The 23,886-nt window shown below is 64.1% G+C and carries 22 protein-coding genes; 8 read left to right on the top strand and 14 right to left on the bottom strand.

Annotated features, from left to right (window positions below; genetic code table 11):
• Positions 1-9: 9 nt before the first annotated feature.
• The 3 genes from O7A70_RS02590 to O7A70_RS02580 are packed head-to-tail and all read right to left on the bottom strand — an operon-like array spanning position 10 to position 3,420.
• On the bottom strand, positions 10-1,047 hold the full coding sequence (locus tag O7A70_RS02590) for an LLM class flavin-dependent oxidoreductase (RefSeq protein WP_337138896.1): 1,038 nt from the start codon (positions 1,045-1,047) through the stop codon (positions 10-12).
• Positions 1,044-2,840, bottom strand: coding sequence for an alpha/beta fold hydrolase (locus O7A70_RS02585; protein WP_337138895.1), 1,797 nt, complete (start codon positions 2,838-2,840; stop codon positions 1,044-1,046). Before O7A70_RS02585 ends, O7A70_RS02590 begins: the two co-directional genes overlap by 4 nt.
• Positions 2,833-3,420, bottom strand: coding sequence for an amino acid synthesis family protein (locus O7A70_RS02580; protein WP_337139028.1), 588 nt, complete (start codon positions 3,418-3,420; stop codon positions 2,833-2,835). Before O7A70_RS02580 ends, O7A70_RS02585 begins: the two co-directional genes overlap by 8 nt.
• 114 nt (positions 3,421-3,534) lie before the next feature.
• Here O7A70_RS02580 and O7A70_RS02575 point away from each other — a divergent pair, with 114 nt between their 5' ends.
• A complete protein-coding gene (locus O7A70_RS02575; protein ID WP_337138894.1) occupies positions 3,535-4,212 on the top strand; it encodes a GntR family transcriptional regulator in 678 nt (225 codons plus the stop codon).
• 23 nt (positions 4,213-4,235) lie between these two features.
• On the opposite strand, the gene O7A70_RS02570 is transcribed toward O7A70_RS02575, so the two are convergent.
• Positions 4,236-5,681, bottom strand: a complete 1,446-nt coding sequence (locus tag O7A70_RS02570) for an ROK family protein (protein WP_337138893.1) — start codon at positions 5,679-5,681, stop codon at positions 4,236-4,238.
• A gap of 34 nt (positions 5,682-5,715) precedes the next feature.
• Complete coding sequence (locus O7A70_RS02565) at positions 5,716-6,624, bottom strand: tagatose-bisphosphate aldolase (protein ID WP_337132975.1); 909 nt, start codon at positions 6,622-6,624, stop codon at positions 5,716-5,718.
• Positions 6,625-6,906: 282 nt separating this feature from the next.
• On the opposite strand from O7A70_RS02565, the gene O7A70_RS02560 reads away from it, so the two are divergent.
• The 4 genes from O7A70_RS02560 (at position 6,907) to O7A70_RS02545 (ending at position 11,130) form a co-directional block, all read left to right on the top strand.
• Entirely contained in the window at positions 6,907-7,812 is a 906-nt protein-coding gene (locus tag O7A70_RS02560; protein ID WP_337138892.1) for a sugar-binding transcriptional regulator, read from the top strand.
• 430 nt (positions 7,813-8,242) lie between these two features.
• On the top strand, positions 8,243-9,220 hold the full coding sequence (locus O7A70_RS02555; RefSeq protein WP_337138891.1) for an ABC transporter substrate-binding protein: 978 nt from the start codon (positions 8,243-8,245) through the stop codon (positions 9,218-9,220).
• A 100-nt stretch (positions 9,221-9,320) separates the two neighbouring features.
• Positions 9,321-10,382, top strand: a complete 1,062-nt coding sequence (locus O7A70_RS02550) for an ABC transporter permease subunit (RefSeq protein ID WP_027144622.1) — start codon at positions 9,321-9,323, stop codon at positions 10,380-10,382.
• On the top strand, positions 10,375-11,130 hold the full coding sequence (locus O7A70_RS02545) for an ATP-binding cassette domain-containing protein (protein WP_337138890.1): 756 nt from the start codon (positions 10,375-10,377) through the stop codon (positions 11,128-11,130). Before O7A70_RS02550 ends, O7A70_RS02545 begins: the two co-directional genes overlap by 8 nt.
• Before the next feature lie 98 nt (positions 11,131-11,228).
• Here O7A70_RS02545 and O7A70_RS02540 read toward each other — a convergent pair whose 3' ends face one another.
• The 6 genes from O7A70_RS02540 to O7A70_RS02515 form a co-directional block, all read right to left on the bottom strand.
• On the bottom strand, positions 11,229-11,735 hold the full coding sequence (locus tag O7A70_RS02540; RefSeq protein WP_337138889.1) for an L-2-amino-thiazoline-4-carboxylic acid hydrolase: 507 nt from the start codon (positions 11,733-11,735) through the stop codon (positions 11,229-11,231).
• The gene (locus tag O7A70_RS02535; RefSeq protein ID WP_337138888.1) at positions 11,732-12,517 is read right to left on the bottom strand and encodes an ATP-binding cassette domain-containing protein; all 786 of its coding nucleotides are present in this window, start codon (positions 12,515-12,517) and stop codon (positions 11,732-11,734) included. The genes O7A70_RS02540 and O7A70_RS02535 overlap by 4 nt, the downstream gene beginning before the upstream one ends.
• A 4-nt stretch (positions 12,518-12,521) precedes the next feature.
• The gene (locus O7A70_RS02530; protein ID WP_337138887.1) at positions 12,522-13,397 is read right to left on the bottom strand and encodes an ABC transporter ATP-binding protein; all 876 of its coding nucleotides are present in this window, start codon (positions 13,395-13,397) and stop codon (positions 12,522-12,524) included.
• Complete coding sequence (locus O7A70_RS02525; protein WP_337138886.1) at positions 13,394-14,224, bottom strand: ABC transporter permease; 831 nt, start codon at positions 14,222-14,224, stop codon at positions 13,394-13,396. The genes O7A70_RS02530 and O7A70_RS02525 overlap by 4 nt, the downstream gene beginning before the upstream one ends.
• Positions 14,221-15,207 (bottom strand): ABC transporter permease, encoded by a 987-nt coding sequence (locus tag O7A70_RS02520; protein WP_337138885.1) that lies wholly within the window; start codon positions 15,205-15,207, stop codon positions 14,221-14,223. The genes O7A70_RS02525 and O7A70_RS02520 overlap by 4 nt, the downstream gene beginning before the upstream one ends.
• Before the next feature lie 282 nt (positions 15,208-15,489).
• On the bottom strand, positions 15,490-17,100 hold the full coding sequence (locus O7A70_RS02515; protein ID WP_337138884.1) for an ABC transporter substrate-binding protein: 1,611 nt from the start codon (positions 17,098-17,100) through the stop codon (positions 15,490-15,492).
• A gap of 360 nt (positions 17,101-17,460) precedes the next feature.
• Between O7A70_RS02515 and O7A70_RS02510 the strand changes: the two genes are divergently transcribed.
• Positions 17,461-18,651: a Xaa-Pro peptidase family protein gene (locus O7A70_RS02510; RefSeq protein ID WP_337138883.1), complete on the top strand. Its 1,191-nt coding sequence runs from the start codon at positions 17,461-17,463 to the stop codon at positions 18,649-18,651.
• Positions 18,652-18,830: 179 nt separating this feature from the next.
• Here the strand turns inward: O7A70_RS02510 and O7A70_RS02505 are convergent, their stop codons facing one another.
• From O7A70_RS02505 to O7A70_RS02495, 3 genes are read right to left on the bottom strand one after another with little or no spacing between them, the layout of a single operon-like run.
• A complete protein-coding gene (locus tag O7A70_RS02505; RefSeq protein WP_337138882.1) occupies positions 18,831-19,247 on the bottom strand; it encodes a cupin domain-containing protein in 417 nt (138 codons plus the stop codon).
• A 6-nt stretch (positions 19,248-19,253) separates the two neighbouring features.
• Complete coding sequence (locus O7A70_RS02500) at positions 19,254-20,111, bottom strand: phosphoenolpyruvate hydrolase family protein (RefSeq protein ID WP_337138881.1); 858 nt, start codon at positions 20,109-20,111, stop codon at positions 19,254-19,256.
• 9 nt (positions 20,112-20,120) lie between these two features.
• The gene (locus O7A70_RS02495; RefSeq protein WP_337138880.1) at positions 20,121-21,317 is read right to left on the bottom strand and encodes a Tm-1-like ATP-binding domain-containing protein; all 1,197 of its coding nucleotides are present in this window, start codon (positions 21,315-21,317) and stop codon (positions 20,121-20,123) included.
• Positions 21,318-21,457: 140 nt separating this feature from the next.
• On the opposite strand from O7A70_RS02495, the gene O7A70_RS02490 reads away from it, so the two are divergent.
• Positions 21,458-22,135 carry a TetR/AcrR family transcriptional regulator gene (locus tag O7A70_RS02490; protein ID WP_337138879.1) on the top strand — a complete coding sequence of 226 codons (678 nt, stop codon included), beginning with the start codon at positions 21,458-21,460 and terminating at the stop codon, positions 22,133-22,135.
• A gap of 366 nt (positions 22,136-22,501) precedes the next feature.
• A complete protein-coding gene (locus tag O7A70_RS02485) occupies positions 22,502-23,818 on the top strand; it encodes an ABC transporter substrate-binding protein (protein ID WP_027144635.1) in 1,317 nt (438 codons plus the stop codon).
• Positions 23,819-23,886: the final 68 nt, after the last annotated feature.

Raw genomic sequence — 23,886 nt, 5'->3', positions numbered from 1 at the left:
GGCTCGCTATCAGAGGAAGGCCGGCATCACCCGGTCGATGAACAGTTGCAGCGATTTCTTCTTGCGTTCGTGCGAGAGCCCGCTGTCGATCCAGATCGAGTACTGGTCGTAGCCGAGCGCCTCATAGGCCTTCAGCCGGGCAATGACTTCGTCGGCTTCGCCGATCACCAGGTTCTGCCGGATCTTGTCGGGAGCGTATTGCGGCATCGCCGCGATCTCATCCTCTGTGAGCGGCTCCAATACGCCTTGATGCACCGGCTTCTTGTTCTGGAACCAGGTGCCGAACTGGCAGTAGAAATTCGACAGGTCCCGGGCGAGCCGATCGGCATCGGCCGCATCCTCGGCGACGAATGTGTGCATCAAGAGCATGATTTCCGGCCGGGCGATGTCCGGATGCGCATCGCAAGCGGCGTTGAAGCGCTGCATCAGGCTCGACACCTCGTCGTCGCCTGATGCCAGCGGCGTTACCTGGACCTTGCATCCGTTGACGACCGCAAAATCGTGTGAGTTCGGGTCGCGCGCCGCTACCCAGATCGGCGGATATGGTTTCTGCAAGGGCTTGGGCGAGGAAGTGGTCGGCGGGAAGGACCAGAATTCGCCGGAGAGTTCGAAGTCGCCGTCCCATAGGCCACGGATCGCTGGCACCATCTCACGCATGCGCTGGCCCGCGCCCCAGGCGTCGAGACCGGGGAAGAGACGTTGATATTCGTAACTGTAGGCGCCGCGCGCGATGCCGATGTCGAGCCGGCCGCCGCTGATGACGTCGGCCATCGCCGCTTCGCCGGCAAGCTTGATCGGATGCCAGAATGGCGCAACGATCGTGCCTGTGCCGAGACGGATGCGGCTGGTTTTGGCCGCCAGATAGGCGATGTTGACGAACGGGTTCGGCGAGATGGTGAATTCCATACCGTGATGCTCGCCGATCCAGGCCGTCTCGAAGCCGGCCTGCTCCGCTTGCAGGACCAATTCCTCGAGCTCGCTCACCAGCTCCGAATGCGGCTTGGCGAGATCCGACCGTTCCATATGCACGAAGAGCGAGAACTTCATCTGTGGTCACCTGTATCGGAGGCAGCGGACGTGGGCGCTTTGCCTAGCGGCCTGACTTCGCCTTCCATCTCATTGCCGACATAGACGCCAAAGGCGTCCTGCGTGCATTCCCTGACATAGCGGGCAAGCATCGAGCGGACCGCCGGATCGACGATCTTCAAGTCGCCGATCGCTCCGATGTCGACCAGCCGGATGCCACGATCGCTGGAGGCGGGCACGTCGAACGTGCCGCGATAATAAACATGCGTGCGCGCCGAATTGCCAGCGTCGTCCCAGACGGCGAAGAGGAAGCCGAGTTGGGCCTCGATAGCCTTGGTGGCAAGCAGCCCACGGAGGCTTTTGCCATCGCTGGCCGAGCCCAGTCCCCGGCCGCGCGGCAGTTCGAAGCCGTCAACTGTTTCCAGGAACAGGACCCTGCCGCCATTTTCGAGAATGGCGCCGACATCGGTGCCGGGCTGGGCGGCGGCAAGCGCCTCCTGGCTTAGGCCGGGTGCGATATAGGCGCCGCGGCAGTAGCCGAGAGGCTGCGAGGAGTTGTGCTCGAAATCGCGTACGCGGCCGATAAGGATCGAATGGTCTCCCGCGTCGACCAGCCGCTCCATGTCGCAGTCGAAGGACGCGACCGAGCCGTCCAGCAACGGACTGCCGGTCTGTCCTGGACGCCAAGCCACGGAGGCGAATTTGTCGGCCGCTTTCGAGGCGAAGATGCCGGATGCCGCCTTCTGATCCTCGTTGAGGATGTTGATGGCGAAGCTCTTCGAGGTGGCGAAGACGGGATGGCCCAAGGCCTTATGGGCGATACAGACGAGTACCAGCGGCGGATCGAGCGACACCGAGGTGAAGGAGTTGGCTGTGAAACCGCGCGGCTCGCCTTCGGGCCCGATCGTGGTGACGATGGTGACGCCGGTAAGGAAGGAGCCGAGCGCGCGGCGGAAGTCGCCGCTGTCGAAACCAGAAGTCACCGTCCCGTCCCCTTGCTCCGCTGCTTCGAGGAAGCCGACGATGCGGCGCGTGGTGCGGTCCGGTGCGGCCACCGCCATCATGTGCCGTTCGCCGGCAAGCACGATGCAGCGGCCGTGCGGCGCCAACCGTGCCAGAGCGGCCGACATCGCTGGCGAGGAGTTCCTGTCCTCGGACCCGGTCATGAACAGAGCCGGCACGGCAAGCGTTTGCAGGCGCTCGGCGTGGTCGCCGTCGGCGCGGGCGAACAGGCGATAGGTGCGGGCGTAGCCTTCCGGGTCGACCGCGCTGAGCGCGGATGCCGTCTTGCCCGCCGCCGCCTCGAGTTCGGCTGGCACCGGATCCCCGAACCAGCGGGCAATGGTCTGTGCCGTGCCAGCCGCGTCGCCTTGGCCGGTGAGGGCGGCCGCGCGCTGGCGGACAGCCTCGGCCAATTCGGGTGGGCGCCGGAAGACGGCATTCAGCGATACGATGCCGCGAACGCGCTGGGGTGCCCGCAACGCAAGCTCCTGGGCGACGAGCGCGCCCATCGAGTGGCCGACGACCGACACCTTGTCGAGGCCGAGATGATCCAGCAAGCGAATGGCCTGATCGGCATAGTCGGCCAGTTCCGGGCTCGGTAGCGGGAGCGGCGACCGGCCATGGCCGAGCATGTCGATGGCGATCACATCCCAACTGCCGGCCATCCGGTCGATCTGCGGCTGCCAGATCGCGGCATTCATGCCAACGCCATGGATGAACAGTACCGGCGCGCCCGAGCCGGCTCGAATGAAGCCGGTGCCATCAGGCGCCGTACCCTGTCGAGCCCATGCCGATGCGGGTGCGTCAGCCATGCAGGTCGCCCACGTCCTTGAGGTCCTGGTAGCGGTCGCCGATACGATGGTGCGGCCGGCCGCCGATCGAGGCGCCGAGCGCCACCACCAACTCGTCCGGCGCCGGCGCGTCGCCGATCTGGAAATGCACTGTCAGGTAGTGCGAGCGCCTACCCTCGTCGTTCTTGTCCATCAGCGGGATCATGATCGGTGTGTTCGGGCCGCCGCGCAGATTGGTGAAGGCGAGATAGGTCTTGGCGCCCACGGCACGGCGGTAGTAATTGCCGAAATGCAGCGTGTGGATCAGTGCCGAAGCGTGTTCGATCTCGCCCGACGTGCCGCAGATCGCGGCCTTGCCGTAGCCCTCGATGGCGTCGCCCGAACCGGCGATGGCGATGATTTCTCGGGTCAGCGTCTCTCCCAGCACTGGCGCACAGGCGCGGATTTCGGGTGACAGATCGTCGGTGAAGCCGCGTCCGGCCCACGGATTGGCAAGCACTGCCGCGACGCCGATCAGGCGCAGCGGCCGAGGCGCTGCCTTGCCGCCTTCAATCAGCGTGTTTTCGGTGTAGGTGACGATCTTGCGAATGACGGGCTGCATGAAGTCCTCGGTCGTCGATGCCATATCATCTTATGGTATACCATGGTATGGAGCGCCAAGAAACTTGTCAACCGGCCATGGAATCTGTTTTCGTGGCGAGGCAGGAGACCGCCCATGTCAGACGACACGCTTCGCATCGACCGCAGCGCCAAGACCTTGAGAACACTGGCGCTGGAGCGCATGCGCGAGGCGATCATGGATTTTCATTTCCAGCCCGGCGAAAGGCTGGTCGAGCGGCCGCTTTGCGACCAGCTCGGCGTCAGCCGTTCGGTCGTACGCGAGGTCTTGCGGCAGCTAGAGGCTGAAGGCCTGGTGCAGATGATACCGGGGCACGGGCCGGCGGTGGCCAAGCCGGACCTTGGCCGAACCGACGAGATCTATGAGCTCAGGGCCCTGCTCGAAGGCATAGCCGCGCGTGCCTGCGCCATGTCGGCGACGAATGCGCAACTGACCCTGCTCGACAGTGCGCTCGCCAATCTTTTCGAAGCCTGGGCATCCCGCAAGCCGGCCGAGGTGATGCGGGCGACGACAAAGTTTTACGAAGTGCTTTTCGAGGCAGCCGACAAGCGCGTCGCCTGGGAGATCGTGACTGGGCTCAATGTGCGCATCAATCAGCTGCGTTCCATGACCATTCTTTCGGTTAACCGTCGCGGACCGGCGATTGCCGAGATGACCGAGATCATGGATGCCATCAGATCGCGCAGGCCCGACGAGGCTGAAGCGGCGGCGCGGCGGCATGTCAAATCCGCCTGGCAGATCGCCCGCGCGACGCTTCGGCTGCCACCGGCATAACCGGCGCTGGCACCTGAAGCGGCTCAGGCGTCGCTGGCCAGGGTCGCGCGCAGCCATGCGGCGATGGCATCGAAGTCGATCGGCTGCGTCGTATCGACGTCGAACAGCGGCCCGCGCCGCAGCGGTTCGGCGCGCTTGGCCAGTTCAATCAGTTCAGGGATATAGGCAGCGCCGGGATGGCCGGGTAGGCGCTGACCGAGCCGGGCGCCATAACGTTCGGCCAGAACCTCGCCGGGCGCGTGGCACCAGATTTCGACCGTGTGTTCGACGCCGGCCTTGCGCAGATGATCTTCGAGCACTTGCCGCGGCTGGAAACCGAACCAGGCATCGACGATGAAGGTGCTGCCTGCAGGGGCGTCGCCGACGAGCGACCAGATTGCCTGGTAGCTGGCGCGGCCGAGCGTGCGATTGAATTCGCGGTCGGCGCCGCCGAGCACTTCGAGGAACGGATTCTTGACGGTATCGAGTGCAAGCAGCGGCCATCCGATGCGATCGGCGATGCCGCGTGACACCGTGCTCTTGCCGCTGGCCGGGATGCCGTTGACGAGCACGGCGCGTCTGGCGCGGCCAGGCTGAACGGAAGGCGATGTCGACGCCGTCGCCGAAAGCGCCTGCAGCGCGGCGCCGATCACACCGGCATCGTCGCCGAGCTGCGCCGGCGCTACCGGGCATTGGTACCACGGCGCCAGCGCCGGCGCGTGGCCGAGCGCCCTGTGTGCCGCCAGGCCAAGCCCACCGCCAAGCAGGACGAGATCGGGGTCGAACATGGCGACGGTGGTATCGATCGCCGCGCGCAGCGGCCTTGCCCAGGTCTCCAGTATGCCGCGCGCCTTGATGTCGCCGGCCGCGTCGCGGGCAAAGAGCTGGTCGGCCGAAACGTTGGGGCCAAAGCCGGCGCGCGCGATATGGCGGCCAAGTGCCGTGCCGGAACTGGTGGTTTCGACACAGCCGCGACGCCCGCAGGCGCAGACCTCGCCGTTGACGTCGACGGTGATGTGGCCAAGTTGCCCCGCCGTTGCCCGGCCGCGCATGATCCGTCGGTTCTGGACGACGGCGCCGCCGATGCCTGTGCCGATGGTGAACATCGCGATGTTGTCGTGGCCTTGGCCGGCGCCAAGGACCATCTCGGCGGCCAGCGCCATATTGCAGTCATTGTCGAGGACAACAGGCTTGCCGGTCATGCTTTCCAGCCGCTGCGCGAGCGCGACCGAGGCAAGGTTGACGTAGCCTCCCGACAGGACCGCGCCGCGGCGCGCGTCGACGCGGCCGGGAACACCGACGCCGATGGCCACCACATCAGGCGTATCGAGAAGGCGCACCATGTCGGCGATGCGGCCAAGCACCAGTTCCGGATCGGGCGCGCTCTTCTCGGAAAGGCGTTTGAGGATTTCACCGGTGCCGGAGATGCGGGCGGCACGCAAATTGGTGCCGCCGATATCGATCCCTATGGCCATCGACTTTTGTGGCATGACATCCTGCACGTGCCGGTGATCCAACAGGATATCAGGCGGCGGCCTTCTGCCGATAGTGCCCGATCACCGCCTGGATCTCGCGCAGTCGCGGCACCGCGATGGTCTCAAGCCTTTCGCGTTGAATGTCACGGTCGAGCGAGATGCAGTCCTTCCACAGTGAACGGCCGGCGATCACACCGGAGGCGCCGTTTTGCATGGCGATCTCGACCTGGCCGAGAAAGGTGGCGTGGTTGACGCCAGCCGAAAGCACGGCCCACGGCACTTCGCCGGCCATTTTTGTGATGTTGGCGCAGGCTTCCGGTGTTCCGGGGTAGGGAAGCTTCAGCACCTTCGCGCCGCATTCCAGCGAGATCCTTGTACCCTCCTCGATCAGCCAGGGTGTCTTGGCCGCATAGTCCTCGGGGCTTTCACCTTCAAGCTGATAGGTCAGGAATTCGACGACGAGCAGCAGGTCCTCCTTGCCGAAATCGGTGATGCATTGGCGCAGGATGGCGATGTTGTGTTCGTTGGCCTGCGGCTTGTCGGCCCGCAGATACACCATGATCTTGCCGCCCGTGCCGCCGAGTTCGCGCACGCGCCGAGCGTCGATGTCGGGAACCAGCCGAGACAGGCGGTAGCCTTCTGGCGAGACGTCGAAACCGGAGGCGTCGAGGCCGATGAGGAGTGCGGTATCCCGGTTCAGCACGCCTTCATCGACAACCCGCGGCACCGCGCAGAGCGGGTCGAGCAGCACGCAGGAGGCCGCACTTGCCAGGTAGCGCGTGATGTCGGCCTTGGTGTCGCCGAGCATGTCGTTGGTGATCCTGGCCTGGTCCGCGGGGTCCGACGCCAGCAAGGTGCGCATGCCGCCGCGCTGGTCGCAGGCGATGGCCACCATGGCTCCGTCCTTGCCGCATATCTGCTGGTAGCCGCGCCGTTCCGCGGTGGTCATCTTCGTCATGGTCTTCTGTCCGATGTTGGCGCTCTCTCGCCGAGGGCGCTGATCCCGTGGATACAATGGTCAGTTTGCCCGCCTGCCGGCAGGGAGATTTTTGCCGCCTGAGGCATCGCCGGCCGCTGGGATAAGCAGCCTTGCCGGCGCTTGGCCTGGTATGGCCCTCAAGTTGCGAGTTCGCCGGATTTGCGCGATAACTCTCATCGGCGTATACGTGTGTAACACGTTGCTGAAAGGAATTGCAAGCTGTCTGTTCCCTCCGTCCAGGACGCGACCGCATCGCGCACCATGCTGCACACGGTTGCCAAGCTGCACTATGTGGAGGAGATGTCGCAGGTCGACATAGCGCGGCAGCTCGGTGTCTCCACCGCGACGATTTCGCGCCTGCTGCAGCGAGCGCGGGCCGAGGGCATCGTGCGCATCGAGGTCATCGACCTAGCGACGCCGGAAGATATCACCAGGGAACTTGTCGACGGATTGAAATTGCGGGACGCCGCCGTTGTCGAGACGCCGGCGGCGGGCGCGCTGACGGCGCTTTCCGCCCCGCTTGGCGCTTTGCTCAGGCAGGCGCAGCTGGTGGCCGGCTCCGTGGTCGCCATCGGCTGGGGGCGTGCCGTGCGCGAGGTCATTCGAGCCGGCCTGCCGCGCATGCCAGGCGTGCTGACGGTGGCCGCAACCGGCGGCATGCAGCAGCACGCGGCGCATTTCCAGGTCAACGAATTCGTGCGGCTTGCCGCGGAGGAGTTCGGCGGCACGCCGCACTTCATCCACGCCCCCTATCTGCCGTCGAGCGAGCTGCGCGAGGTCTTCCTCGGAGACGCCACCATCCGCGATGCCGTCGCGCTGTGGGACAGGACTGACGTCGCGATCGTCGGCATTGGCCTGCCGCATGCCATCAACGCGCCCGAGGCAAGTGCCGCCACGCCGAGCGAGCAGGCGCTCGTCCACGCGGCCGGCGATGTCCTTCGGCATTATTTCGATGCCGATGGCGTGCCGATAGCCTGGGAAGGAGAGGGCCGGATGATCGCCATGTCGCCGGCGCAACTTCGGGCCGTGCCCTTGGTGATCGGTATCGCCGCGACGCCGGAAAAAGCGACGGCCATCATTGGCGCCGCTCGCGCCCGGCTGATCAACGCGCTGGTAACGGATACCAAGACGGCGCAGGCCATCCTCGCGGTTCTTGCAACGCGATAGCTGCCGGACTGATGCCTCGCTGTCGGCGCGGAGAGAAGCTGTTGCGAAATCGATTGTGTCGCCGGGGAGTCGGGACGATAGTTCGCCGGGGGCTCCGAGGAGCAGTCAGATGGTGTCTGGAAAAGCCGGCGTTGCGGCCTCGGAAAAAACCGTGTTGCAATTTATTTCTGCAAAGTGTTACAAACTGCGAACCCGGCATGCGGGCATGCCGGGCGCGGTGGTTCCCTGACTTCGCGGAGGCGATGAAAGCGAGCACGGCGATTGTGCCGGTCGGCTGGACCGGCTGACATTTAGACTGGAGGGCGCTTGGGAGGAGCTGCCCGCGAAAGGCAACAGGCGTTCCCGGCCGTCGGCATCCTGCCTCCGCGCGGATGACGGCCATTCCAATGTCACCGAAAACGGCAGAACTGCCAACAATGAGGAGGATGTCATGAAGAAGATCGTTGCCGCGCTCGCGGCACTTGCCGTCAGCGCGACGGTGCTGATGGCGCCCGCGCAGGCGCAGGACAAGAAATATACCATTGCGCTCATTCCGGGCCTCACCACCGACGGCTTCTACATCACCATGCGCAAGGGTGCCCAGGCGGCGGCCGATGCGCTCGGCGTGAACCTGGTCTTCCAGGGCGCTCCCGACTTCAACCCGGTCACCCAGGTGCCGGTGCTCGACGCGGTCATCGCCAAGAAGCCGGATGCGATCCTGATCGCGCCGACCGACAAGGTTCAGCTGGTCGAGCCGCTGCGCAAGGCCAATGACGCTGGCATCCCGGTCATAACAGTCGATACTTTCATCGGCAGCGGCGTCTACCAGACAGGTGCCGGCGATGCCGATTTCCCGCTGGCCTACATTGCCTCGGACAATGTGCTGGGCGGCGAGATCGCCGCGCGCGCGCTGGCCACCGCCATCGGCGACAAGGGCAAGGTCTATGTGTCGAACGTCAAGCCCGGCATTTCGACCACCGACCAGCGCGAAGAGGGGTTCAAGAAGGAGATGGCCAAGCATACGGGCATCACCGTGCTGGAGACCCAATTCAATGATGACGACGCCAACAAGGCGGCCTCGCAGCTGCAGGCTGTCTTCGCGCGCAATCCCGATCTCGTCGGCGTGTTCGGCGCCAATCTGTTCTCGGCCCTGGGTGCTGCCAACGGCGTCAAGCAGGCGGGCCAGACGGGCACCGTCAAGGTCGTTGCCTTCGATGCACCGACCAGCATCGTCGACAACATCAACACCGGCCTCGTGGATGTGGCAATCGCCCAGCATCCCGCCGAGATCGGTTATTTCGGGGTCGTTTCGGCCTATGCCCATCTGACCGGCCAGTCGATCCCAGTCGCGATCGGCACCGGCTTCACGATCATGGACAAGTCCAACATCGCGGACCCGAAGATCTCGAAGTATCTCTACTCCGAGTAGGTCCAGACGAGCTTGGCTCCTCCCGGTCGCCGGGGGGAGCTCGTGCCGGGTCCCGCAAAAGGCGGGGCCTGTTTGAAGGCAGCCGCGCCGCGGAGTATTCATGACCTCGACATCACCAGCCCAACCGGCCGAGAAGCATGTCGCCCCCCAGGCCGATCATGGCGATCCGGCCAGGACCCTGATCGGACGCATCGCCGAAGGGCGCGCCTGGCTGTTCCTCGCCGGCCTGATCATCTGTTTCGAGATATGGTCGAGGTTCGCCTTCGGCGCGACGTTCGTGCTCAATCCGTTCAACCTGCAATCCATCGCGATCTTCGCGATAGCGCCGCTGCTGCTTGCGACCGGACAGACGTTCGTCATCATTTCGGGCGGTATAGACCTGTCGCTCGGCTTCATCATGGGGCTTGCCGCAGTCGTTGCCGCACATGCCACCAATCTGGCGGGCGCCGCCATTCCCTTGCCGCTGGCCATGCTGGCTGGCATCCTTGCGGCGGTGATCGTCGCCAGCTTGCCCGGCATCATCAATGGCCTCCTGATCTCGCGCCTCAGGGTGCCGCCGTTCATCGGTACGCTCGGCATGTTCGGCGTGGCGCGCGGCGTCGCCTTCCTGCTTGCCGGCGGCACGACTGTGCCGGTGCAGAATTCCTGGTTCGCGCTGCTCGGCAATGGCAAGTTCCACGGCGTGCCTTATCTGGTGATGATCGCTGCCGTTTTCGTCATCGCGATGCATTATCTGCTCGGCCAGACGCGGTTCGGCCAGCACAATTATGCCATCGGCGCCAATGTGCAGGCGGCGCGGCGTGCCGGTATCGACATCAGGGGCCACATATTGCGGCTCTATGTGCTGTCGGCGATGTGCGCCGGCCTTGGCGGGGCGCTCTACGCGGCGCGCTTCACCGCCGGCGCGGCACAAGCCGGCGAGCCGTTGCTGCTCGACAGCGTCGCTGCGGTGGTGATCGGCGGCGCCAGCCTGTTCGGAGGCTCCGGCACGATCCTGGGCACGGTCGCCGGCGCGCTGGTGATCGCGGTGATCCAGTACGGGCTGGTCTTCGTCAATGTCGAGCCGTTCTGGCAGTTCATCGCCGTCGGCGTCGTCATCATCATTTCCGTGCTCATAGACCAGGCGCAGCGCCGGTTCAGTGGAGGCCGCCAGGATGAATAGCACCAACGCGAACACCCCCTTGCTCGAAGTCCGCAACCTGTCCAAGCATTTCGGCGCCGTGCGTGCGCTCAGCGATTTCTCCATGGCCGTGCGGGCGGGCGAAGTGGTGGCGCTTGCCGGCGACAATGGCGCAGGCAAGACGACGCTGATCAAGGCGATCTCGGGCGTGTTCCAGCCGACAGGCGGCGAAATTCTGCTCGGTGGCCAGCCGGTGGCATTCGCGACGCCGCAGGAGGCGCGCGAAAAGGGTATCGAGACGATCTACCAGGATCTGGCCCTGGCCGACAATCTATCGATCGGCGCCAACATCTTCCTTGGCCGCGAACCGATGCGCAAGGCGTTCGGCTTTCTGCCGGTGCTCGACCGCAAGGCGATGGCCGACGCCGCCAGGGAGACGATGAAGCGGCTGGATTTCCACGTCAGCCGGATGAACGCCCCGGTCAGCAATTTCTCCGGCGGCCAGCGCCAGGCCGTCGCCATCGGCCGCGCCGTCTACTGGGACGCACAGATCCTCATCATGGACGAACCGACGGCGGCATTGGGTGTGCCGGAGCAGCGCAAGGTGATTTCGCTGATCCACCAGCTCAAGGCGCAAGGACGCGGCGTGATCTTCATCTCGCATAATCTGCAGGATATCTTTGCGGTCTCGGACCGGATCGTCGTGCTGCGGCGGGGCGTCCAGGCCGGCGAGCGCAAGATTTCCGAGACCAACCATGACGAAGTCGTCCGGCTGATGGTCGGCGGCTAACGTGTGTCGATGTTCAGGTGATGCTCCGGTTCTCGGCATCAGCCGCTTTGGGCTCAGCCAGAGCTGAACCTCAACGCATTCTTAGGACGATAAATTGCTTAGCCGGCATCGCGATTGGTTAGTACGATGTGGCAGCAGCCGGAGCCGCAGCCCGGCGCCCAGGTGATGTTGTCGAAGCGCACGCCGGTCGCCTCGAACAGCCCGCGGTCGAAGGCGCCGGCGATGCGGCAGAGAGTCGCGAGCTTGTCGTCGCCGACACCAGCCTCGACCCAGGCATCCTTCAGCGGGCAGCGCTTGACCTTGAAGGCGATGCGGTCGTCGCCGCGTTCGACATCGGTCGGGTACATCAGGCCGCCATCCGGGCTGACGGCAAGGAAGGCTTCCCCGATGGCGCGCGCGTCATTGGCGCCGAAGCTGGCAAAAGCTGCCGCGGCCACCTCCTTCCCCCGCCGTTCGATGGTGCGGATCATGATCGCTTCGGCCTCTTCGGAGCCCAGCTCCTCGGTCAATTCGTCGAGAAACAGGCGATAGAGATCGGCGCGGTTGCGGAAGGCGGAATCGAGCTCGCGCGACAGTTTCTCTGCTCTGGCTTCGGGATCGGTCATGATGCGTCCTGTGTGGTCCTGTGTAATCTCGGGGCGGCTGCCACCAGCGCCTGGCCGATGGCCGATTGCGGTGCACCGATGACGGTTCGGGCATCACCGTTCTCGGCGATCCGACCGGCGTCGAGAAGGATGACACGGTGGGCGACCGCCCGGACGACGCCGAGATCATGCGAAATGAAGAGATAGGCGATCCGTTCCTCGCGCTGCAGGTCGAGCAGCAGATTGAGGATCTGGCCGCGCACTGAAACATCGAGCGCCGATACTGCTTCGTCAAGCACGATCAGCGACGGTTTGGTGGCGATGGCGCGGGCAATCGCCACGCGCTGCCGCTGACCGCCGGAGATTTCGTGGATGGCGCGGGGCGCGAGATCGGCCGCCAGGCCGACCCGTTCCAGCAAGGCAGCGATGCGGCGCGGGCGCTCGGATCGCGAGGCGACGCCGTGGATGCGCAAGGGGTCGTCGAGGACGCGCGCCACCGTGGCGCGCGGATTGAAGGCGGCGAGCGGATCCTGGAACACCATCTGCAGGCGGGCGCGGCGCGCACGCAAGGCCGCGCCGCGCAAGGCAAGGAAATCATCGCCTTCGAATTCGATGCATCCGCCATCCGGCTCGATCAGCCGCATCACCAGCCGCGCGATTGTCGACTTGCCGCTGCCGGAAGGGCCTGCCAGCGCCAGAGTTTCGCCTGGCTCGATATGGAAGGAGACATCGTCCACCGCGGCGAGAGTCTTGCCGCCGCGACTATAGCGTTTGATGAGATTGGATACCGTCAGCAGGTTCATGGATTCAGCCGCTTCGGTTCAGCAAGGGCTCGGCGTCGAGGCCGATATGGGCGTCGAGCAGCGCGCGTGCATAGGCTTGCGTCGGTGCGTTGACGATTTGCCCAGTGTCGCCGATTTCGATCAGTTTGCCATGACGAAATACGGCGATGCGTTCGGCAAGCTCGGCGGCGAGCGCAATGTCATGGCTGATAAACAGCAGCGTCATGCCGTCCTCGGCCACCAGCCGTCGGATCAGCGCGACGATCTCGGCCTGCACGATGGTGTCGAGCGCGCTGGTCGCCTCGTCGGCGATCAGCAGTTTCGGCCCGGCGGCAATCGCGGCGGCAATCGCCACACGCTGCTTTTGACCGCCGGAGAGCTGGTGCGGGAAGGCGTGAATGGTGGAGTCAGGGTCGGGCAGGTGGACGCGTTCGAGCAGTGTCTTTGCCCTGGCATAAGATGCTGGCCAGCCGAGACCAAGATGGGTGCGCACCACTTCCGCGATTTGTTTGCCGACGGTCATCACCGGGTCGAGGCTGGCTGATGGGTCCTGGAAGACGAAGCCGATGTCGCGGCCGCCGAGGAGGATATGGTTTGGCATCGAGGCAGACTTTCGCCCCCTGCGCCCTACGAGGCCTCCCTCCGGCAGGACAGAGGGGGGCGCCTTGGCACCCAACGATGAAAGAGAGAACCACTCGATGCTCCCTTCTGCCCTGGCGGACTGCGGCAACAACCCCGCGATCGCCAGCGCCAGCGTGCTCTTGCCCGAACCGCTTTCGCCGATAATCGCCAGCCGTTCGCCTGCCTGGACATTGAGAGTAATGTTCTTCAGCGCCGCGACGTCGCTGCCATCGCGGCGGTAGGTCACCGTCAGATCGCGGATCGACGCCAGCACCGTCACGACAGACCCCTGCGCACGGCCGTCGTCTCGACGATGCCTTCGCCGGCGAGATAGACGCCCAATACCGTCAGCACCAGCGCAATGCCCGGGACGATCGAGAGGAACGGCGCGGTGCGCAAGACAGTGCGGCCTTCCGCGATCATGCCGCCCCAGGTGACGCGGTTGGGATCGCCGAGGCCAAGGAAGGACAGGGCCGCTTCAGTGAGGATCGCGGCGGCGACGATGACCGACGACATCGCCAACACCGGCGGCAAGGCATTGGGCAGCACTTCGCGAAAGGCGATCTCCAGCGGACGCATGCCGATGACGCGGGCACCGGCGACATAGTCGCGCTCACGGATCGACAGCACTTCCGCGCGCGCAATGCGCGCTGGCCCGGTCCAGGTGCCGAGCGCTATCGCCACGACGACGACGCCGAGCGAGGGGCCAACCACGCTGACAAAGGCCAGTGCCAGCAGGAAGCCAGGCACGGTCTGGAACGCGTCGGTGATGCGCATCAGCACCTCGTCGACGAGGCCGCCGGCAAAGCCGGCCAGCGTGCCGACGATCGCGCCGATGACGAGGGCCGCGGCGGCCGCGGCAAGGCCGACAGCAAGCGAGGTGCGGGCGCCGTGGAACAGTTCGGCCAGTACGTCGCGACCGAGCCGGTCGGTGCCGAGCGGCAGCGACCAATCCTGGAATGGCGGCAGCAGCGCGGGGCCGGCAATCGCTTGCGGGTCCCCGGGAAACAACAGCGAGGCCGACAGCGCCATGGCAAACAGCGCCGTCAAAAGGATAATGCCGGCAACTGCCTCGGGCGTGCGCAGGAATCGGCGCAGACGTCTCATGCGCCCGCCTCACTGGCGCCGACGCGCGGGTCGAGGAAGGCATAGGCGATGTCGACAAGAAGGTTGATGAGGATGACCAGCACTGAGCTTGTGAGGATGATGCCAAGCAGCAAGGGGGTGTCGCGCGCGGCCACCGCTTCCTGCGCCAGCCGGCCGAGGCCGGGCACGGCAAAGACGCTCTCGATGACGACGCTGCCGCCCAGCATCTGCGCCGATTGCAGACCGAGCATGGTGACCAGCGGCAGCAGTGCGTTGCGGGCGACATGGGCGAGCACGATGCGGCGGCGCGATAGCCCCCTGGCGCGGGCGGCCAGCACAAAATCCTGCCGCCAGACCTCGGCCATGCCGGCGCGCATCATGCGCAGATAGAGCGCCAGATAGATGAAGCCGAGTGCTGAAACCGGCAGCACCAGATGGCTAGCGATGTCGGCGGCGCGGTCGAGACCGGTCTTGTCCGAGGCCAGCGTCTCGACGCCGCCGATCGGCAGCCAGCGCAGGTCGACGGCGAAGATTACGATCAGCACCAGGCCGAGCCAGAAGCCGGGCACCGCGTAGAGCGCCAGCGAGGCGACGGAGAGAAAACGGTCACACAAACCGCGGGGCCTTGCGCCGGCATAGATGCCGAGCGTCGAGCCGACGCCGAAGGAGAGCGCGGTGGCGCTGACCATCAGGATGAGCGTGGTCGGCAAGCGCTCGAGGATGACGTCGCGGATCGGCCTGGAGAAGGTGACGGACTGGCCGAGGTCGAGATGCAGCAATGCCCAGAGATAATTGGCGAGCCGCGTCAACTCCGACTGGTCAAGGCCCCAGCGGTGGCGCAAGAGCTCGATCATGCCGGCATCGCCGCCGGTCGAGACGATGTAGGCGTCGACTGCATCACCCGGGGCGGCTTCGAGCAAAAGGAAAGTGCCGATGACGACGATCAGCAGTACGAAAATGCTACCGACGAGGCGACGGCGGAGGAGGACCAGAACACGGGTCATGCGCGCGTCGGAGGTTTGGCGCGGGGCTGCCTACGAGAAATGCCGAGCCAAGGCGCCCCCCTCTGTCCTGCCGGACATCTCCCCCTCAAGGGGGGAGATTGGATGTCATCGGCCTCGGTGCCAATCGCAAATGTCGCAGAAAAAAGAGGTGGTGCTAGGGCAAGCCAATCTCCCCCCTTGAGGGGGAGATGTCCGGCAGGACAGAGGGGGGTATCGTAGGGCTCGACCTCCGTCATTGCGCCTACGACTTTTTCGCCGCGAATTCTCATCCGGGTGAGTGTGTCACGATTCCAAATATGCGTCCGCCCAGTTCGAAACCGCCCAGCGCGGGTTGTTGGCGATGTTGCCGACCTTGTCACTGGCGACGCTGATAAAACTCCATTCGGCGACGTTGATCAGCGGCAGGTCGGCCGCGACCTGCTTCTGGAACTCCTTGTAGAGGTCGGTGCGCGCCGTGGTGTCGAGCGTTTCGGAGGCCTTGGTGATCAGCGCGTCGAGCGCGTCGTTCTTGTAGCCGCCTTGATTGGAGAACGGCACGCCATCGGGAATGCCGCTCTGCACCAGGATGGTGGTCGAGATCGCCGGGTCGCCGCGGAACACCGGCGGGCCGACCGCGAGGTCGAAGGCGTGGTCTGTGTAGACCGCCTTGATGTGCGCCGCCGAGTCGTTGTTGACCAGCTGCGCGTCGATGCCTATTGCCGCGAGCGCCTGGCGCAGATAGTCGCCGAACTGTTTTGTCTCGTTGAAATAGGGGGCCGGCAAGAGCTTGAGCGAGAAGCGGTTGCCGTCGGCGCCTTTCTTGTAACCGGCTTCATCGAGCAGCGCATTGGCCTTGGCGACGTCGAAGGCATAAGTCGGCACGTCGGCGGTGTAGAATTGCGGATCGTTCTTCGGCACCGGGCCGGTGGCGGTGGCGGCATTGCCGAGGAACACCGTCTTGACGACGAAATCCTTGTCGATGGCATGCGCGATGGCCTGGCGCACCTTGAGGTCGGCCAGTTCCTTGCGGCGATGGTTGATTTCGACCACGAGCTGGTAGGTCAGGCCCTCATAACCCTTGGTGATGACCTTCAGGCCGGGAACCTTGGAGATGCGGTCGAGGTCGGCCAGTGGCACGGCGGAGAAAGCCGCGAGCTGGATTTCCTCGGCCTCGAGCGCGGCAGCGGCCGAGGTACGGTCGGGCAGGACCTGATAAATGATCTCGTCGAGATAGGGCTCGTCCTTGCCCCAGTAGTCGGTGTTCTTCGTCAGCCGGTAATACTGGCCGGCCTTGTACTCGCCGAACTTGAACGGCCCGGTGCCGATGGGTGCGTTGTTGGCCGGGTTGTCCTCGATCTTGCCGACTTCGTACACGTGCTTCGGCACGACGCTCGACAGTGCCGGCAAGGCGTTTCGGATGAGCTGGAACGGCGTCGGCTTGGCGAATTTGAACACTGCGGTCAGATCGTCTGGTGTGTCGACCGCGTCGAGGTCCTTGAACACCGTGCGGCCGAGATTCTGCAGCGGCTTCCAGATCTGCAGCGCCGAGAAGGCGACGTCGGCTGAGGTGAACGGCTTGCCGTCATGCCATTTGACTCCTTCGCGCAGCTTGAACGTCGCCGACAACCCGTCGGCGGCCCCTTCCCAGTTCACCGCCAGCCGAGGTGCAAGCCCATCCTTGCCGTCGAAGGAAGCTTCAGCCAGCGTCTCGACGATCTTGCTGGAGATGAAGAAGACGCCGTTGGAGGCGACGATCGCCGGATTGAGATTGCGTGGCTCGGAATCGGCGGCAAGCACGAGCCGGCCGCCCTTCTTCGGCGTCTGTGCCCAGACCGGTGCCGGCATGGCCGTGGAGGCCAGCAGCATTGCCGAGCCGGTAAGCATGGTGCGCCTGGAAATGGTGAAACCTGACATGATCGAACTCCGTCCTCTCCGCGACCGGGCGCCCCCTCGAACGCCGGCGCGTGCATCGGCATCCTTGCAGCGGGGATTATGAGCCTTGCCGAGGGTTTCGCCAGAGACGGAATTGGCGCATCCTTGCTTGGCTTTGAAATTTTCGTCCGCTGGACCAGTTAGCGCAAGTGCATTCAACTCGGCTGGCTGGTAGGACCAGATCCGGCGGATACATGGATAAATGACGCTTGGTGACCGTCCGGGCGTTGCGTCGTAAATATTCTGGCTGGACCACAGTGAGAAAAATGGTGCAGATTTGATCGCGAGCCGGCGGATCGAGTGCGAAACAGCACCGATCCCGGGCAATTCAGGGAGAGAGTGATGAACATTGCGCCGGGCAAGAGTGCCGTCAGCAATATCCCGTTCGACCGGGCGAGGGTCGACCGGTTGATGGAGGAGACCGGCATCGACGTGCTGCTTGCGACCTCCAAGCACAACACGCAATATCTGTTGGGCGGCTACAAGTTCATCTTCTTCGCCGCGATGGATGCGATCGGCCACAGCCGCTACCTGCCAATCGTCGTCTACGAGAAGGGCGGGCCGGACCATGCTGCCTATATCGGCAACCGCATGGAGGGCGGCGAGCACCAGAACCATCCGTTCTGGACGCCGACGCTGCATGCCGCCTGCTGGGGCACGCTCGACGCCGCCAATCTCGCGGTCGAGCATGTCAGGAAGATCGGCAAGGACGGTGCCCGCATCGGCATCGAACCCGGCTTCCTGCCGTCGGACGCCTATGCGCTGATCCGCAAGGCATTGCCCGACGCGAAATTGATCGACGCGACCGACATGCTGGAACGCATGCGCGCCATCAAGACGGACGCGGAGCTCGAAAAGCTGCGCACCGCCTCCGAACTGATCACCGATTCCATGCTGGCGACCATCGCCTGGGCGCGTGAGGGCACGACCAAGAGCGAGATCATCGAGCAGCTACGGCGCGAGGAGACCAATCGCGGCGCGCATTTCGAATATTGCCTGCTTACGCTGGGCTCCAGCCACAACCGCGCTTCGTCAAGCCAGGCGTGGAAGAACGGCGAAGTGCTGTCGATCGATTCCGGCGGCAATTATCACGGCTATATCGGCGACCTCTGCAGGATGGGCATTCTGGGCGAACCGGACGCAGAGCTGGAAGATCTGCTGGCCGAGGTCGAGACCGTGCAGCAGGCGGCCTTCTCGAAGGTGAAGGCGGGCACGCTTGGCGGCGACATGATTGCTCACGCCGAGGGTGTGCTGAAGACGTCCAAGGTCGCGCCCTACACGGATTTCTTCGCCCACGGCATGGGCCTGATCACGCATGAGGCGCCGTTCCTGATGACCAACCATCCGGTGACTTATGAAGGCACTTATGCCGCCAAGCCGCTGGAGAAAAACATGGTGCTGTCGGTGGAGACCACCATGCTTCACCCGACGCGCGGCTTCATCAAGCTGGAGGATACGCTTGCCGTGACCGAGAGTGGTTATGTGATGTTCGGGGATCGGGGCAGGGGCTGGAACAGGGGTGGTACGGCCTGATTGGATTGAGGGTGCGCTGCCCCTCGACCGGCTGCCGCCACCTTCTCCCGTACCTCCACGCTCGTCCTGCACCGTTGAAAATTGACGAAAGCATCGGTGATGGCGTCTTTCTCGCCGTCACTATACGGGGAGAAATGTCCGGCAGGACAATGAGGGGCGCCGCCGCCTCGAGCAGATCATCACTGTCCCGCCGGGATCAGCCTGAAATCCGGCAATTCACGCAACCCAAGCTCCGGTCCCGCCGGCGAATAAACCACGAAGAGCTGCATAGGCCCGTCACCAGTATTGAGCGTCGAGTGGAACCGGCTTTCCGGCACGTAGATGGTGCAGCCGGGGCCGACATTCTCGACCACCGGGTTGCCCATCTCGTCCTCGACCATCTGTTCGCCATGGCCCGAGATGACGAAGATGATTTCCTCGGCGCCCGGATGGTTATGGCGGGTATGGCCCTTGCCCGAGGGCAGGTCCACGACGCCGCCGGAAAAGCGGGTCGCGCCATTCACTTCGGGCGCAACGGTCAGGGACAATTTCCCCCAGTCGAAACCGAAGGCGCTGACGTCCTTCGGGTAGACAAACACCTTGCTCTTGTCGGCCATCTCTCATCATCCCTTCTTTTTCTTGGCGGTCTTCTCGCCGCCGAGCGCCTTGAAATCCGCTGTCTGCCTGGCGATCGCGGCTTCCGCGGGCAGCCGTTCCATCGAGCTCGCGCCATAAAAGCCGTGCAGGCCTTTGGCATGGGAGAGGATGTAGCGCGCATCGTCGGGCATTGAGATTGGGCCGCCATGGCAAAGCAGGATGACATCCTTGCGTACCGAGCGCGCGGCCTCGGCAATGGCGTCGATGGCAGCGACGCAGTCGTCGAGCGACTTGGCCGAGGTGGCGCCGATCGAGCCGCCAGTCGTCACACCCATATGGGCAACGACGATGTCGGCTCCGGCCTTGGTCATGGCGCGCGCTTCCTCGGGGTTGAAGACATAGGGCGTGGTCAAGAGGTCGAGCTTGTGCGCCTCGGCGATCATGTCGACTTCGAGGCCGAAGCCCATTCCGGTCTCCTCGAAGCTCTGCCGCATGGTGCCGTCGAAGAGACCGATGGTCGGGAAATTCTGCACGCCGGAAAAGCCCATCGTCTTCAGTTCCGCCAGCAGCAGCGGCATGATGACGAAGGGATCGGTGCCGTTGACGCCGGCCAGCACGGGCGTGCGTCTGACCACCGGCAAGACCTCATAGGCCATCTCCTTGACGATCTCGTTGGCATTGCCATAGGCGAGCAGGCCCGCGGCCGAGCCGCGTCCGGCCATGCGGTAGCGGCCGGAATTATAGATGATGATGAGGTCGATGCCGCCGGCTTCCTCTGCCTTGGCCGACAGGCCGGTGCCGGCACCGCCGCCGACGATCGGCACGCCCTTGTCGATCATTCCCCGGAATTTCTTCAATATGTCCTTGCGCGGTATGGCTGGCATGTCTGGGTCTCACTGTCTGGCGATATCGAGAAAGGCAGCGACCGCGGCCCTGGCGAATTCGGGATCGTTGATGTGCAGCGGCAGGCGGGTGACGCGGCGCGTCGCACCCGGCCTGATGGTGCGCTCGATGGCGTCGAACAGGACGGCATCGGCTTCCGGATCGAAGAAGGCGCCGCCTTCGATATCGAGTGCGGAAACGCCTTTTTCCGGGATCAGGAAATGCACTGGACCTTCGCAATGGGCGAGCCTGGTACCAATCCATTCGCCGATCGCGCGGCATTCCTGTGCGGTCGTACGCATCAGGGTGACGTTCGGGTTGTGCTCATAGAACAGCCGGCCGCGATAGCGCTCCGGAATGGTCGAAGACGCCCAGAAGTTGACCATGTCGAGCGCGCCCACCGAACCGACATAGGGCAGGCCGGTGCGGGCAATGGAACCGAAACGATCCTGCGTCGCCGGCAGCACGCCATTGAACAGCAGGTCGCAGACCTCCGTCGTGGTGATGTCGATGACGCCCGACAGCAGGCCACTGTCGGCCAATTTCTCCATGCTGCGGCCGCCGGTGCCGGTGGCATGGAAGACCATGCAGTCGTAGATGTCGCGCAATTGATCGGCGATTGCGGTCACGCAAGGCGTGGTGACGCCGAACATGGTGAGGCCGATCGATGCTTTGCCGTCCGCTACCGGCGCCGGATTGCCTGCCATGCCCCCTATCGCCTGGGCGGCGTTGTGCAGGACGACACGAGACAGCCGGTTGAGGCCAGCCATGTCGGTCACCGATGGCATCATGATGATGTCGGATACGTCCACATAGGGAGCGGTGTCGCCCGAAGCGAGCGTCGAGACCATGATCTTGGGCAGGCCGAGCGGCAGCGCGCGCATGCCCGCGGTGATGATCGAGGTGCCGCCACCGCCGCCAATGCCGACCACACCTGATATGTCGGTGCGCGACTGGACAAAGCGCGTGAATGCCCCAGCCATCGCCGCAACCGATCTGCCGCGGTCGTCGATGCCGAGCACCGCACCGCGGCCATCGGGATGACAGGCGGCGACCTCCCCAGCCGAGACGTCGACCGGCACGGTCGCGCCTCGCGTGCCGACATCGACACGGCAAACGACGGCGCCCGTGGCAGCGATCGCATCTGCAACGAAGCCGAGTTCCTCGCCCTTGGTATCGGCCGTGCCCACCACATAGACGCGCTTCATCTGCGCCCCCCTGTGCTGGATGGCCCAAAGGTGGTGATGCTCAGCAGATGAAAGCTTTGTGCGCCATAAAGCGTCAACATAGCCACTCCAGGATAAGGGGCTGCCATTGCAATTTTTTGAGACGCGCGTATCGTATTGGTATGGATGTCTCACGTCAACAACCCGCAACGAACGAAGACACCGGTGAGAGAGCCGAGCGCGGACCCCGCGCGCGTACGAAACGGCTGATGCTGGAGACGGCGACAAGGCTGATGCAGGCGGGGGCGACGCCCTCGGTCAGCGAGGTGGCGGAGGCGGCCGAGGTTTCCCGCGCCACCGCCTATCGCTATTTCCCGAGCCAGGCAGCCTTGGTGCAGGCGGTCGTCGACGAGGGGCTCGGGCCGATCCTCACCTGGAAATCCACCGCCGCCGATGCCGAGCGCCGGGTCGCAGACCTGTTCGATACGGCCATGCCGCGCATCGAGGCCTTCGAGGCGACATTCAAGGCAGCGTTGAAACTGTCGCTCGATCAATGGGCGCGACGCCAGGCGGGTACGCTGGGCGGCGAGCCTGCCTTCACGCGCGGCCATCGCGTCGAATTGCTGAAAGAGGCGCTCGCGCCGCTCAAGGGCCGCTTGCCGCCGCGCGATTTCAAGCGGCTGGCGCAGGCGCTGTCGCTCATCTTCGGCGTGGAGGTGCTGATCGTGCTCAAGGATATATGGGGGCTGGACAGCCGCCGGACGATGTCGGTCGCGCAATGGGCGGCGAGTGCGCTGGTGCGCGCGGCGATCGCGGAGTCGGCCACCGATACGGCTGGGAAGACGCTGGCGACGACATAGGAATAGCGCTAATCTGGTTCTACCAGATTAGCGCGTCGACCACTGATAATACCCGCAATGCAAAAGTCCGCACAAGGCCAAAGCATATCAATGAGTAGGAAAATATAGAGAAAACAGTTGGATAAGTCTGAAATTCGACGGCTTTGGCAGGCATCGTTGCGCAAGAAAGGGCTTGACGGGCATTCATAATTGGTAATACCAGATTTGGAAAGAAAAGCGGATCGAAAGTGAGGGCTGCGACCCATTTCCGGACAGAGCGAGGAGGCTCCGAATTTCGGAAAGCGCGACCACCGGAGGAACTACCAGGGCCAGCTCCGTCGCCGGCTCGCAAGACAAGGTAGAATGCGCACAAGGGAGGAAATCATTATGCGCAAGTTAGTGACCAGCGTGCTTGCTGGTATCGGCTTAACGCTTGCCTGCGGAACATCCGTCTACGCGCAGGAAAAGTCGCTCACCATCTTCTGGGCGGAGTGGGATCCGGCCAATTACCTGCAGGAACTCGGCAACGAGTACGAGAAGGAAACCGGCGTCAAGATCACGGTGGAGACCACGCCCTGGTCCGACTTCCAGACCAAGGCCTTCACCGAGTTCAACGCCCATGGCGACGCCTATGACCTGGTCGTTGGCGACTCGCAGTGGCTCGGCGCCGGCTCCACCGGCGGCCACTACGTCGACCTGACCGACTTCTTCAAGAAGCATGATCTCGGCAACGTCATGGCACCGGCGACGGTGAAATACTATGCCGAGTATCCCGGCAACAGCGGCAAATACTGGGCGATCCCGCTCGAGGGCGATGCCGTCGGCTGGTCCTATCGCAAGGACTGGTTCGAGGATCCGAAGGAAAAGGAAGCCTTCAAGGCCAAGTACGGCTACGACCTCGACGTGCCGAAGGACTTCAAGGCGCTGCGCGACATCGCCGAGTTCTTCCACCGGCCGGATCAGAAGAGATACGGCATCGCCATCTACACCGACAATTCCTACGACGCGATGGCGATGGGCTTCGAGAACGCGCTGTTCTCCTATGGCGGCGAGTTGGGCGACTACACGACCTACAAGGTCGATGGTCACATCAACTCCGACAAGGCGGTGGCCGCGCTCGATGCCTATAAGGAACTCTACAAGTTCACGCCTCCGGGCTGGGCCAAATCGTTCTTCGTCGAGGACAACCAGGCAATCACGGAAAACCTGGCCGCGATGAGCATGAACTTCTTCGCGTTCTTCCCCTCGCTGATCAACGAAGCGTCGAACCCGAATGCCAAGAACACCGGCTTCTTCGCCAACCCTCCCGGTCCCAATGGCGACCAGTTCGCCGCGCTCGGCGGGCAAGGCATCTCCGTCATCTCGTACTCGCAGAAGCAGGAAGAGGCGATGAAGTTCCTCGAATGGTTCATCAAGGACGAGACCCAGAAGAAGTGGGCGGCCCTTGGCGGCTATACCTGCAGCCAGGCAGTGCTCAAGTCGCCTGAGTTCCAGAACGCCACGCCCTACAACAAGGCCTTCTACGAGACCATGTTCAAGGTGAAGGACTTCTGGGCGGTGCCGGAATATGCCGAACTGCTGCAGCAGCTGAACCAGCGCGTCTATCCCTACATAATCGGCGGCAGTGGCACCGCCAAGGAAACGCTGGACGCTTTGGCTGGAGACTGGAACGCGACCTTCAAGAAATACGGCCGCGGCCAATAATCATTCATGTCCCGCGGAGGGGGCGGTGTCGCCTCCTCCGTTTCTTTTTCTTGAACCGGGAGCAGGGT

The sequence above is a fragment of the Mesorhizobium sp. Cs1299R1N1 genome (genome assembly GCF_037179655.1).
GTDB classification, from domain to species: Bacteria; Pseudomonadota; Alphaproteobacteria; order Rhizobiales; family Rhizobiaceae; genus Mesorhizobium; species Mesorhizobium salmacidum.
This window is presented reverse-complemented; position numbering and strand designations above follow the sequence as displayed.